This is a genomic window from Azonexus fungiphilus, from assembly GCF_003634965.1.
GTDB lineage: Bacteria > Pseudomonadota > Gammaproteobacteria > Burkholderiales > Rhodocyclaceae > Azonexus > Azonexus fungiphilus.
Window position 1 is genome coordinate 42,935 of the sequence record NZ_RBXP01000016.1, and the last position, 12,607, is coordinate 55,541.

9 protein-coding genes are annotated in these 12,607 nt (G+C 65.0%); all 9 read right to left on the reverse strand.

The genetic code is table 11. From position 1 onward, the window contains the following. Positions 1-472, reverse strand: a 472-nt coding sequence (locus DFR40_RS11275) for a formate dehydrogenase subunit gamma (protein WP_121458606.1), incomplete at its 3' end; no start/stop codon positions are given. Then, the gene (fdxH, locus tag DFR40_RS11280) at positions 469-1,365 is read right to left on the reverse strand and encodes a formate dehydrogenase subunit beta (RefSeq protein ID WP_121458607.1); all 897 of its coding nucleotides are present in this window, start codon (positions 1,363-1,365) and stop codon (positions 469-471) included. The genes DFR40_RS11275 and fdxH (DFR40_RS11280), both read right to left, overlap by 4 nt. Positions 1,366-1,377: 12 nt before the next feature. Next, positions 1,378-4,443 carry a formate dehydrogenase-N subunit alpha gene (gene fdnG, locus DFR40_RS11285; RefSeq protein ID WP_147431323.1) on the reverse strand — a complete coding sequence of 1,022 codons (3,066 nt, stop codon included), beginning with the start codon at positions 4,441-4,443 and terminating at the stop codon, positions 1,378-1,380. A gap of 188 nt (positions 4,444-4,631) precedes the next feature. Further along, the gene (gene fdhE / locus DFR40_RS11295; protein WP_121458610.1) at positions 4,632-5,501 is read right to left on the reverse strand and encodes a formate dehydrogenase accessory protein FdhE; all 870 of its coding nucleotides are present in this window, start codon (positions 5,499-5,501) and stop codon (positions 4,632-4,634) included. Positions 5,502-5,514: 13 nt separating this feature from the next. Beyond that, complete coding sequence (fdhD, locus tag DFR40_RS11300) at positions 5,515-6,396, reverse strand: formate dehydrogenase accessory sulfurtransferase FdhD (protein ID WP_121458611.1); 882 nt, start codon at positions 6,394-6,396, stop codon at positions 5,515-5,517. A gap of 76 nt (positions 6,397-6,472) precedes the next feature. Beyond that, positions 6,473-7,093 (reverse strand): formate dehydrogenase subunit gamma, encoded by a 621-nt coding sequence (locus tag DFR40_RS11305; protein WP_121458612.1) that lies wholly within the window; start codon positions 7,091-7,093, stop codon positions 6,473-6,475. Beyond that, complete coding sequence (fdxH, locus tag DFR40_RS11310; RefSeq protein WP_121458613.1) at positions 7,090-7,998, reverse strand: formate dehydrogenase subunit beta; 909 nt, start codon at positions 7,996-7,998, stop codon at positions 7,090-7,092. The genes DFR40_RS11305 and fdxH (DFR40_RS11310) overlap by 4 nt, the downstream gene beginning before the upstream one ends. 10 nt (positions 7,999-8,008) lie before the next feature. Further along, the gene (gene fdnG, locus DFR40_RS11315) at positions 8,009-11,056 is read right to left on the reverse strand and encodes a formate dehydrogenase-N subunit alpha (protein WP_121458614.1); all 3,048 of its coding nucleotides are present in this window, start codon (positions 11,054-11,056) and stop codon (positions 8,009-8,011) included. Between the two features lie 181 nt (positions 11,057-11,237). Further along, positions 11,238-12,545, reverse strand: coding sequence for a DEAD/DEAH box helicase (locus tag DFR40_RS11320; protein ID WP_121458615.1), 1,308 nt, complete (start codon positions 12,543-12,545; stop codon positions 11,238-11,240). Positions 12,546-12,607 lie beyond the last annotated feature (62 nt).

Sequence of the window (12,607 nt, forward strand, 5' to 3'; positions counted from 1 at the left end):
CGACAGCAGCGTGAACCACCGCCCCCAGCCGTACCAGCGTGATGTCGAAACCGAACCAGGCGCGCCAGATGAGCAGACCCGACACCGTCATCAGCAGCATGCACACGGCCAGCGCCCAGAACATCACCTTCTGCCCGCCGTTGTACTTGCCCTGCTCCGGCATGTCGTGGTCGTTGCCGTCGACCATGTTCTTCGCCTTCGCCAGCCATTCCTTGTCGGCCGGCGTCATCTTGTTCAGATGCTTGAAGCGGAAGAACATGACGACAAAGCCCAGTGCCATGATCGCCCCGAGGTAGGGATGAATGATCCGGGCCCACACCGGCCCGCCGAACAGCTGCGTCAGCGGGAAGAACGCCGGGTGGAAGAAGGCCAGCCCGGAGAGCGCCAGCAGGATGAAGCTGATGCCGACCAGCCAGTGGTTGGCCCGTTCCGACGCGGTATAGCGCTTGAGGTCTTTCGGGTCGCGGATCATTTCGCTTCCTCCTTGTCTTCACGTTCGATCTCGTCCTCGGTCTCCTTCGAGACCTCGTTCGGCCCCTTGGTCACGTAGTGGAACAGGCTGCCCAGCGCGACACCGGCGAGGGCCAGCGTCGCCAGCGGCTTGGCGAAGCCCTTCCACAGCGCGACCAGCGGGCTGATCGACGGATTGGCAGGCAGGCCGGCGTAGAGGTCGGGCTTGTCGGCGTGGTGCAGCACGTACATCACGTGGGTGCCGCCCACCCCTTGCGGGTCGTACAAGCCGGCCTGGTCGTAGCCGCGTTCCTTGAGGTCGGCGACACGCTTGGCAGCGTAATCCTTCATGTCCTCCTTCGAACCGAACTGGATGGCGCCGGTCGGGCACGCCTTGACGCAGGCCGGCGCCTGGTTGACCGCAACCCGGTCGGAACACAGCGAGCACTTGTAGGCCTTGCTGTCTTCCTTGGAGATGCGCGGAACGTTGAACGGACAGCCGGTGACGCAGTAGCCGCAGCCGATGCAGTTTTCCTGGTGGAAATCGACGATGCCGTTGCTGTACTGGATGATCGCGCCGGGCGACGGGCAGGCCTTTAGGCAGCCCGGATCGGCGCAATGCATGCAGCCATCCTTGCGGATCAGCCACTCGAGCTTGTTGTTCTGCTCGACCTCGGTGAAGCGCATCACCGTCCACGACTTCGCCGTCAGGTCCATCGGGTTGTCGTACACACCGTGGCAGTTGCCGACTTCGTCGCGGATGTCATTCCACTCCGAGCAGGCAACCTGGCAGGCCTTGCAGCCGATGCAGGCGGATACGTCGATGAGCTTGGCGATCTCGATGGTTTCCCGGACTTGCGTCGAGGGCGTGGTCGTCGCGGAGCGCTGTTTGATGTCTAGCGATTGCAGTGCCATGTCAGCTCTCCCTTACGCTTTCTCGATGTTGACCAGGAACGCCTTGTACTCTGGCGTCTGCGTATTGGCGTCACCCACGAACGGGGTCAGGGTGTTGGTGATGAAGCCAGGCTTCGTCGCCCCCTTGAAACCGTAGTGGATCGGGATGCCGACGGTATGCACCTTCTTGCCGTCCACATCGAGCGCCTTGATGCGCTTGGTCACCACCGCCACGCCCTTGATGAAGCCGCGGTTGGAGCGGATCTTCACCTTGTCGCCGGCAACGATGCCCTTTTCCTTCGCCAGTTCCTCGCCGATTTCGACAAACTGTTCCGGCTGCATGATCGCGTTGATCCTGCTCTGCTTGGTCCAGTAGTGGAAATGCTCGGTCAGGCGGTAGGTGGTCGCCACGTACGGGAAGTCCTTGGCCTTGCCGAACGCCTCCATGTCACCCTTGTACACGCGGGCGGCCGGATTGCTGAGCGCCTTCGGGTTGTTCGGGTGCATCGGGTTGGCGTCGAGCGGGGTCTCGAACGGCTCGTAGTGCTCAGGGAAAGGGCCTTCGTTCATCAGGCCGAGGCTGAACAGGCGCCCGACGCCTTCACCGGTCATGATGAAGGGCATGACGTTCTGTTCCGGCGCGGCATCCGGACGCATGTCGGGGATGTCGTTGCCGCCCCACTTGTCGCCCAGCCACTTGAGCACGGTCCGCTTCGCATCCCACGGCTTGCCGGCGAGGTCCGCCGAGGCGCGGTTGTACAGGATGCGCCGGTTGACCGGCCAGGCGAAGCCCCAGTTCAAGGTCTGGCCGAGGCCGGACGGATCGCTGTTGTCACGCCGCGCCGAGTTGTTGCCGGCCTGCGACCAGACACCACAATAGATCCAGTTGCCGCAGGTGGTCGACCCGTCGTCGCGCAGCATGGCGAAGCTCGGCAGTTGATCGCCGGCCTTGACCAGCACCTTGGTCGGATCCTTCGGATCGGTGACGTCGGCCAGCGCCTTGCCGTTGTACTCCATCATCAGCTCTTCCGGCGACGGCTTGCCCGGGATCCGGTAAGCCCAGGTCAGCTTCTGGATCGGCTCGGCGTAGGCACCGCCATCCTTGGCATACATCTCCTTGAGCCTGAGGAAGAGGCCGGCCAGGATTTCGGTATCGTCCTTGGCATCGCCCGGACCTTCCACCGCCTTCCAGCGCCACTGGATGACGCGCCCGGAATTGGTGAAGCTGCCGGTCGTTTCGGCAAACAGCGTGGTCGGCAGACGAAACACCTCGGTCTGGATTTCCGCCGGATTGACCTCGTTGAACTCGCCATGCGGCTTCCAGAACTCGGAGGTATCGGTGGCCAGCGGATCGATCACGACCATGTACTTCAGCTTGGCCAGGGCATCGCCGACCTTCTTCTTGTTGGCGACGGAGGCCAGCGGGTTGAAGCCCTGACAGAAGAAGCCGTTGATCTTGCCCTGGTACATCTGGTCGAAAATCGACAGCACGTCGGAAGCACCGGCCAGCTTGGGCATGAAGTCGTAAGCGAAGCCGTTTTCCTTGGTTGCCGCATCGCCCCACCAGGCCTTGTGCAGGCTGACGTACCACTTCGACAGGTTCTGGCCGAAGTTCATCTGGCCGGGACGCAGCAACTTCGGCGTCTTCTTGTCGAGGAAGGTCTTGAGGTCGGGTTCGGCATCGCTCGGCACCGCCAGGTAACCGGGCAGGTTCTGGGCATAGAGCGCGAAGTCGGTGATGCCCTGGACGTTGGCGTGGCCGCGCAGCGCGTTGATGCCGCCACCCGCCATGCCCATGTTGCCGAGCAGCAACTGGATGATCGCCATGCAGCGGATGTTCTGCGAACCAACCGAGTGCTCGGTCCAGCCCAGCGCGTACAGGCTGGTCATGGTCCGGTCCGGCGCCGCCGTTTCGGCGATGTATTCGCACACCTTGAGGAAGGCTTCCTTCGGCGTGCCACAGACCTTGGCCACCATCTCCGGCGTGTAGCGGGAATAGTGCGTCTTCAGCAGCTGGAAGGCACAGCGCGGGTCCTGCAGCGTCTGGTCGACCTTGACGAAGCCGTCCTCGCCCATCTGGTAGCTCCAGTTGGCCTTGTCGTAGCTGCGCTTTTCCTCGTTGTAACCGGTAAAGATGCCGTCCTCGAGCGAGAAGCCTTCGTTGATCAGGAAGGACGCGTTGGTATACGCCTTCACGTACTCGTGATGGATCTTGTCGTTGGTCAGCAGGTAGTTGATGACGCCGCCGAGGAAGGCGATGTCGGAACCGGGGCGCACGGGGGCATAGAAGTCGGCCACCGACGCGGTGCGGTTGAAGCGCGGGTCGACGACCACGAGCTTGGCCTTGCGATTCTTCTTGGCTTCGATCGCCCACTTGAAGCCGCAGGGATGCGCTTCAGCGGGGTTGCCACCCATGACGAAAATCAGATCGGCGTTCTTGATGTCCACCCAGTGGTTGGTCATCGAACCACGCCCAAAACTCGGAGCCAGACTGGCCACCGTGGGAGCGTGTCAAATGCGCGCCTGAGTGTCGATCGAGGTCATCCCCAACGCGCGAAGCATCTTCACGGTCAGGTAGCCGGTCTCGTTCTGTGCTGCCGACGAGGCGAGGAAGCCGGTCGTCGTCCAGCGGTTGACGGTCACGCCGTCCTTGTTCTGGGCCACGAAGTTGGCATCGCGGTCGGCCTTCATGTGCTTGGCGATGCGGTCGAGGGCTTCGTTCCAAGAAATCTTCTTCCATTCGCTGGCACCCGCTTCGCGGACTTCCGGCCACTTCAGGCGGTTCTGGCTCTGGATCATGTCGCGCAGGCCGGCGCCCTTCGGGCACAGGGTTCCGCGATTGACCGGATTGTCCGGATCGCCTTCGATATGAATGATCTCGCTCTGGGAGTTCTTGGATTTATCCCCGGTCGAGTAGATCAGCACGCCGCAGGACACCGAGCAATACGGGCAGATATTGCGTGTTTCGGTGGCGCGGGCGAGCTTGAAGGTGCGTACTTCCGCAAGGGCTGCATTCGGCGAGAAACCCATCAGTGCGATGGACGACCCTCCCAGCCCGGCGGAGCAGACCTTGAAGAACTGCCGCCTGTTCATGTTCATTGAATTTCCTCCTGTGTGCGACTCCGTGTCGCTGGCGGAAACCGTGCAACGATCATGCCATTATTGGCAAGTCGTTGAGCTAAAAGTAATCCACCACAGCAAGGCAAGGCAAAAGTGGGACATTTTGTCCGTTGACCGTTAAACCCGGACAAAATGTCCCACTCGGGACGAATGGTCTGGCCGAGGGTTCAGCCGGTCAGCAGGAAGGGATTCGGCGCGCCTCTGGCGTAGCCCTGTTCGCCGACCAGGACGTCGAGCGCCAGTGTCGCCAGATCGTCGGCGAGCGGCTCGACGACCAGGTCCTTGTCCTGGAAATAGAGCTTGCTGTAGCCCTTGCAGTGTTCGCAGGCCTCGGCGCGGACCGCCGGAAAGGCGTCCTCGATGCCGAGGTAGGCAACCACGCCCGGATCGTCGCACAGCGTGCAGCGGGCACGGACCGCGTTCCAGCGCGTCGCGCACAGGCTGCATTCCTGATAGCGGGCGCCGCCCCGGCCCTGCCCGGCGAAGACGATGCTGCCGAGCGGCGCGCTACCGCAGCACGGACAATGCCCGCGTTCGGCCAGCAAGACCTTGCCGGTCGGCACGTCCAGCCCCTGGGCAAAGCGTGTCCACACCACCTGCAGCGCCGCGGCGAGCACCGCCTCGGTCGGCGACTGCAAGGCGGCCTCGGCCTCGCCCGCAAGCAAGGCGCGCACTGCCGGCAGACTGGCCTGTGCCGACCCCAGGTCGGCGACGGCGACGCCGGCAGCAGCCATGGCGCTGGCCAGTTGCGGATAAATTGCCGGCCACGCCGCCTCGATCTCTGCCTCGCGCCCGGCTGACACGGCCTGCTGCCAGGCGAAACCGGCCGGTAAGCGCAGGCCGAGGTCGCCCAGTGCATCGAACGCCGTCTGCTGCGCGTCGCACAGCAGCGCCAGCCGATTCAGCCAGTCGGCCGCCGGCGCGCTGCCGGCCAGCGTGCGCAGGCGGCTGGCCCGGCGGGCAAAGAGGCTGGTTCCCGGACGCAGCAGGCTCGGGTAATCGTCGGCGGAAGGCAGGGATTGCGGGGGGAATTGCATGTATTTCTCTCGCTTACATCAGGATGGCCGGCGCCGGCGCGGCAGTATCGCCGGCAAGGTATTCGCCGCCAGCATAAACGACCAGCCCGTCGGCACGTGCGAAACCGGCCAGCAGCAAGCCGACGGCACGAGCCTGGCGGACCGCCAGCGCCGTCGGCGCAGACACCGCAACCAGTGCCGGCAAGCCGGCGCTCGCGGTTTTCTGGACCATCTCGTAGGAGGCCCGGCTGGTGACCACGACGAAACCGTTTCCATCGCCTGCCGCACCGCTGCGCGACAGTGCGCCGATCAGCTTGTCGAGTGCGTTGTGCCGTCCGACATCCTCGCGCACGCAGACGATGTTGCCCTGCGCATCGGCCCAAGCTGCCGCATGTGCCGAGCCGCAACGCTGGCGCATGACCTGGCAGTGCGGCAACTGGCGCAGCGCTTCGCGGATGGCGGCCGGCGAAACAGCAGCAGCCCCGCCGGGCAGGACTTGCGGCATCGGCGGCAGGCCGGCCAGGCTCTCGACGCCGCACAATCCGCAGCCGGTGCGGCCGGCCAGCTGGCGACGGCGTTCCTTGAGGCCGGCAAAACGTTCGCTGGCGATGCTCAGGTCGACCGTGATGCCCTCGCAGGCGACATTGATCTCGATGTCGTACAACTCGCCGGCACGACCGAGGATGCCTTCCGAGAGGCTGAAGCCGAGCGCGAAATCCTCGAGGTCGGCCGGTGAGGCGAGCATCACCGCATGCGAGATGCCGTTATAGACGAGCGCGACCGGGACTTCCTCGATCAGGTCGTCGCTGGCTGCCGACCAGTGCTCGCCGCGCAGGCGGTGCACCCCGGACGATACGATCGTCGGCTGGGTCTCGTCCGAGCCGCTGTCGGCGACGCTTGGGTCAGGCAGGTTCATGGCGCTATCCGGCGTCCAAAAAAGCGGGGATGCAGTAAAACCTGCAGAGCCCCGATAACGCAAGGCAAACGGAAAATTACTTGCCGGTGACCTGACGGTACCAGCCGCGATGATGCTGCTTGGCCCAGGCGCGGGTGACCGTGCCGTACCACATGGCACGGATCGTTCCCTTGACCCAGATCGCGGCATAGACGTGCACCATGATCAGGCCGATCATCACCGCCCCGGCAGCAGCGTGAACCACCGCCCCCAGCCGTACCAGCGTGATGTCGAAACCGAACCAGGCGCGCCAGATGAGCAGACCCGACACCGTCATCAGCAGCATACACACGGCCAGCGCCCAGAACATCACCTTCTGCCCGCCGTTGTACTTGCCCTGCTCCGGCATGTCGTGGTCGTTGCCGTCGACCATGTTCTTCGCCTTCGCCAGCCATTCCTTGTCGGCCGGCGTCATCTTGTTCAGATGCTTGAAGCGGAAGAAGATGATCAGGAAAGCCAGTGCCATCACCACCCCGATGTAAGGGTGCAGGATGCGCGCCCAGACCGGGCCGCCGAAGAACTGCGTCAGCGGGAAGAAGGCCGGGTGGAAGAAGGCCAGCCCGGACAGCGCCAGGAGGATGAAGCTGATGCCGATCAGCCAGTGGTTGGCCCGTTCCGACGCGTTGTAGCGCTTGAGGTCCTTGGGATCGCGGATCATTTTGCTGCCTCCTTGTCTTCGGCTTCGATTTCTTCCTCGATTTCGCGGGAAACCTCGTTCGGCCCCTTGGTCACGTAGTGGAACAGGCTGCCCAGCGCGACACCGGCCAGCGCCAGCGTCGCCAGCGGCTTGGTGACGCCTTTCCAGATCGAGACCAGCGGGCTGATTGCCGGATTCGCCGGCAAGCCGCTGTACAGCTCGGGCCGGTCGGCATGGTGCAGCACGTACATGACGTGGGTGCCGCCCACCCCCTGCGGATCGTACAGGCCGGCATTGGCGAAGCCGCGTTCCTTGAGGTCCTTGACCCGGTCGTCGGCGACCAGCTTCATGTCTTCCTTGGTCCCGAACTGGATGGCGCCGGTCGGGCAGGTCTTGACGCAGGACGGCTCCTGGCCGATGGCCAGACGGTCCGAACACAGCGAGCACTTGTAGGCCTTGTGGTCGTCCTTGTTGATCCGCGGCACGTTGAACGGGCAGCCGGTGACGCAATAGCCGCAACCGATGCAATGCTCGGACTGGAAATCGACGACGCCGTTGGCGTACTGGATGATCGCGCCGGGCGCCGGGCAGGATTTCAGGCAACCGGGGTCGGCGCAATGCATGCAGCCGTCCTTGCGGATTAGCCACTGCAGGCGGCCGCCCTCGTCCTGGTGCTCGGCGAAACGCATCACCGTCCAGCTCTTGGCGGTGAGGTCGACCGGGTTGTCGTAGATGCCGTGGTTGTGGCCGACTTCGTCGCGGATGTCGTTCCATTCCGAGCAGGCGACCTGGCAGCCCTTGCAGCCGATGCACACGGTAACGTCAATCAGCTTGGCGACCTCCAGCTTGTGGTCGCGCACTTGCGGCGGCGGCGTCAGGCTCGACGTGGCCGAACGCCGGATGATGTCTTGGGATTGCATGGACATGATGGTTTCCTCAAGCCTTTTCGATGTTGACCAGGAAGGCCTTGTATTCAGGCGTGTGGGTGTTGGCGTCGCCGACGCGCGGGCTCAGCGTGTTGGCCAGGTAGCCCTTGCGCGCCGTGCCCTCGAAACCCCAGTGCACCGGGATGCCGACCTGCTCGACTTCCTGCCCCGCCACCTGCAGCGTCATCACGCGCTTGGTCACCACCGCCTTGCCGCGGATGTGACCGCGCTTGCTCGATACCTTGATCAGGTCGCCGGCCTTGATGCCCTTGCTCGCCGCCAGCTTCTCGCTGATCTCGACGAACTGCTCGGGCTGGACGATGGCGTTGAGCAGCGAATGCTTGGTCCAGTGGCGGAACATCTCGGTGATCGAGTACGAGGTCGCGACGTAGGGGAATTCCTCGCGCGAACCGAAAGTCGGCTTGTCGTCCTTGAAGATGCGCGCCACCGGGCTCTTGCCGCTGCCGGAATGCAGCGGGTTGGCCGGGATCGGGCTTTCCTCGGGTTCGTAGTGCTCGGGGAAGGGCCCATCGGTCATCGCGCCCATCGAGAACAGGTGGCCGACGCCGTCCTGGAGCATGATGAACGGACTGACACCGCTGCCCGGCGCGGCCGTCGGCGGATAGTCGGGGACGTCGGCGCCACTCCACTTGACGCCATCCCAGTGCAGGAACTTGCGCTTCGGATCCCACGGCTTGCCGGACGGGTCGGCCGAGGCGCGGTTGTACAGCAGGCGGCGGTTGGCCGGCCAGGCAAAGCCCCAGCCCGGCGTGTTGCCGAGACCGGTATCGGTATTGTCGCGGCGGGCCATCATGTTGCCAGCCTGCGTCCACTGGCCGGTGTAGATCCAGCACAGGCTGGTCGTCGTGCCGTCGTCGCGCAGGTGGGCGAAGCTCGACAGCAGCTCGCCCTTTTTCGCAATCTGGTTGCCCTTGTCGTCGAACAGGTCGGCCAGCGCGTAACCGTTGAGTTGCTTGGCGACTTCTTCCGGATGCGGGTCCTTGGGATCGTGGTAGTGCCAGTCCACGTTCATCAGCGGCTCGGGGCAGACGCCGCCTTCCTTGGCGTAAAGTTCGCGCAGCTTCATCAGCAGGGTGCCGAGGAAGCGGCCGTCGTGCCAGGCTTCGTGCGGCGGCGTCTGTGCCGCCCAGTGCCATTGCAGCCAGCGGCCGGAGTTGGCGATCGAACCGTTCTCCTCGGCGAAGCAGGACGACGGCAGGCGGAACACCGTGGTCTGGATGTCGGTCGGATTGACGTTGTTGAACTCGCCGTGGTTCTGCCAGAACGACGAGGTTTCGGTCTGCAGCGGGTCCATCACCACCAGGTACTTGAGCTTGGCCAGGCCTTCGCGCACCTTGCCCGACGACGCGGCGGCGGCGATCACGTTGAAGCCCTGGATGATGTAGCCGTTGGCCTTGCCCTTGTGCATCTGCTCGACGAAGGCCATCACGTCGTAGCTGCGGTCCCACTTGGGCAGCCAGTCGTAGCCGAAGTTGTTCTCGGGCGTGGCCTTGTCGCCGTACATCCCCTTGAGGAAGCTGACCATGAACTTGGGCGTGTTCTTCCAGAAGTTCACCTGCTTGTCGACCAGGGTCTTCGGCGTGCGCTGTTCGAGATAGGCTTGCAGCGTTTCCTGGTTCTCGTTGGGCAGCGTCAGGTAGCCCGGCAACATGGTGGTGAGCACGCCCAGGTCGGTGAAGCCCTGGACGTTGGAGTGGCCGCGCAGGGCATTGATGCCGCCGCCGGGCATGCCGATGTTGCCGAGCAGCAGCTGGACGATGGCCGAGGCGCGGATCATCTGCGAGCCGCCGACGTGGTGGGTCCAGCCGAGCGCGTAGAGGATGCTGGTGGTCTTGTCCGGGACGCAGGTCGAGGCGAGTTTCTCGCAGACGTGCAGGAAGTCTTCCTTGGGCGTGCCACAGATGCTGCTGACCATCTCCGGCGTGTAGCGCTCGACGTGCTTCTTGAGCAGGTTGAAGACACAGCGCGGATGCTGCAGCGTCTCGTCGCGCAGCGCGTAGCCGTCGGCGCCCAGCTCGTAGGCCCAGGAGGAGCGGTCGTAGCTGCGTTTCTCGGCGTCATAGCCGCTGAACAGGCCATCCTCGAACTTGTAGTCCTCGCGCACGATGAGCGGCGCGTTGGTGTAGGCCTTGACGTATTCGTGCTGGATCTTGTCGTTGGTCAGCAGGTAGTGAGCAACACCGAGCAGGAACGCCGAATCGGCACCGGCACGGATCGGCGAATAGAAATCGGCGACGGCGGCGGTGCGGTTGAAGCGCGGATCGACGACCATCATGTAGGCCTTGTTGCGCACCTTGGCCTCGACCGCCCACTTGAAACCGACCGGGTGAGCCTCGGCCGGGTTGCCGCCCATCACCAGGATGACGTTGGCGTTCTTGATGTCGACCCAGTTGTTGGTCATCGCGCCGCGCCCGAAGGACGGCGCCAGGCCGGCCACCGAGGGGCCGTGGCAGAGGCGGGCCTGGTTCTCCAGGTGCACCATGCCGAGCGCGCGGGCGAACTTGACGTCGAGGATGCCGGTTTCGTTGCTCGCCGCCGACGAGCCGAGGAAGCCGGTGGTCGTCCAGCGATTGACCAGTTGTCCCTTGTCGTTCTTCTCGATGAAGTTGGCGTCGCGGTCGTCCTTCATCAGGCGGGCGATGCGATCGAGCGCCTCTTCCCAGGAAATGCGCTTCCATTCGTTGCTGCCGGCCTCGCGCACTTCCGGGTATTTCAGGCGCTGCGGGCTGTGGATGAAGTCGAGCACACCGGCCCCCTTCGGGCACAGCGAGCCACGGCTGACCGGGTGATCCGGGTCGCCTTCGACGTGGAAGATCTTCTTCTTCGCGTTCTTGGCGCCGTCGCCCAGGCTGTACATCAGAATGCCGCAGCCGACCGAGCAATAGGTGCAGTTGTTGCGCGTCTCGGTGGCGCGGAACAACTTGTACTGGCGCACGTCGGCCTGGGCGGCGGTCGGCGTCATGCCGAGCGCGGCAAGGCCGGAACTGCTCAGACTGGCCGCCGAAATCTTGAAAAACTGCCGTCGATTGATGTTCATTTTGTCTTTCCCTCCTGGTCGGCCCTGGCGGCCACGAGGGAAAGCCTTGGCAACGAACGTGCCAAGGCGCGCAAGTCATTGAACTAAATGAAATCGACGCTGTCGCGCGAAACAAATCCCTCTTGCCGAAATGGACATAATGTCCAGGCACCGGCCCGCCCGTCGGACAAAATGGGACAGCCTAGCGCCCGCCGCGGCCGCTTTTGGCGCCGCCCGGCCGGCCTCGCCGGGCGCCGCCGGGGCGCTCGTCGAAACCGACCCAGTTGCCCGGCGTCCGGCCCCGCCCGGCACCGGCCTTGGCCAGCGGCGGTGGCCGGCGCGACGGTGCGGCGACCGCCGCCACCGTCGCCGGCAACTGGTGGCGCGGCTCGAAACCCGGTTCCTCGTCGCGGCTCAGTTTCTTCTTCAACAGGCTTTCGATGGCTGCCAGTTGCGGCGCCTCGTCGGCGCAGACGAAGGAAATCGCCTCACCCGCGGCCCCGGCGCGCCCGGTGCGGCCGATACGGTGCACGTAATCCTCGGCCTGCAGCGGCAGGTCGAAATTGACCACCTGCGGCAACCCGTCGATGTCCAGCCCGCGCGCGGCGACGTCGGTGGCGACGAGGACCGCCACCGTGCCCGCCTTGAACGCTGCCAGCGCCGCCTGACGGCTGGCCTGCGGCCGGTCGCCGTGGATCGCCTCGGCGGCGATGCCCTTGCCGCGCAGGCGCTCGGCCAGTTCGTCGGCGCCCAGCTTGGTCTTGACGAAGACCAGCACCTGCTGCCAGCCGCGGTCGCGCCACATGAACAGGAACAGCTCGGGCTTGCGCTTCTTGTCGACCGGCACCACCCACTGGCGGATCGTCCGCGCCGCCGTGTTGCGCGGCGTCGCCTCGATGCTCAGCGGCTTGCGCAGGCGCGCCCGGGCCAGTGCCCGCACCGCGTCGGCAAAGGTGGCCGAGAACAGCAGCACCTGGCGCTCGCGCGGCAGCGCCTGGAAGACGGTCGCCAGGTCGTCGGCGAAGCCGAGGTCGAGCATGCGGTCGGCTTCGTCGAGGACGACATGGCGGACTTCGCGCAAGCGCAGCTCGCCCTTGCCGAACAGGTCGATCAGCCGCCCCGGCGTCGCCACCAGCAGATCGACGCCTTCACGCAGCGCGGTCAGTTGCGGGCCGTGGCTGACGCCGCCGTAGAGCGCGTAGCAGCGCAGCGGCAGGCCGGCGCCGTAGCGCTGGCAACTGGCCAGTACCTGCTCGGCGAGTTCGCGCGTTGGCACCAGGACGACGGCGCGCGGCGCCGGGCCGGCGGCCGGCGTGGCGGCGAGCATCTGCAGCAGCGGCAGGACGAAGGCGGCGGTCTTGCCGGTGCCGGTCTGCGCCGCGGCCAGCACGTCGCGCCCGGCCAGCACCGCCGGCACCGCCTGCTGCTGGACCGCCGTCGGCGCGGCGTAGCCGAGCTCGGCGAGGGTTTGCGTCAGGGGTGGCTGCAGGCCGAGTTTGGCGAAGCTCATGGCGGCGTGTTCGGGGTGAAAAATGGCGATTTTACCCGGTCGACCGTCAACGACTGGAAAAG

Excerpts from the sequence above, each read along its gene's own strand:
- fdxH (WP_121458607.1), bottom strand. The coding sequence starts at position 1,365 with ATGGCACTGCAATCGCTAGACATCAAACAGCGCTCCGCGACGACCACG.
- fdhE (WP_121458610.1), bottom strand. The coding sequence starts at position 5,501 with ATGCAATTCCCCCCGCAATCCCTGCCTTCCGCCGACGATTACCCGAGC.
- fdhD (WP_121458611.1), bottom strand. The coding sequence starts at position 6,396 with ATGAACCTGCCTGACCCAAGCGTCGCCGACAGCGGCTCGGACGAGACC.
- DFR40_RS11305 (WP_121458612.1), bottom strand. The coding sequence starts at position 7,093 with ATGATCCGCGATCCCAAGGACCTCAAGCGCTACAACGCGTCGGAACGG.
- fdxH (WP_121458613.1), bottom strand. The coding sequence starts at position 7,998 with ATGTCCATGCAATCCCAAGACATCATCCGGCGTTCGGCCACGTCGAGC.
- fdnG (WP_121458614.1), bottom strand. The coding sequence starts at position 11,056 with ATGAACATCAATCGACGGCAGTTTTTCAAGATTTCGGCGGCCAGTCTG.
- DFR40_RS11320 (WP_121458615.1), bottom strand. The coding sequence starts at position 12,545 with ATGAGCTTCGCCAAACTCGGCCTGCAGCCACCCCTGACGCAAACCCTC.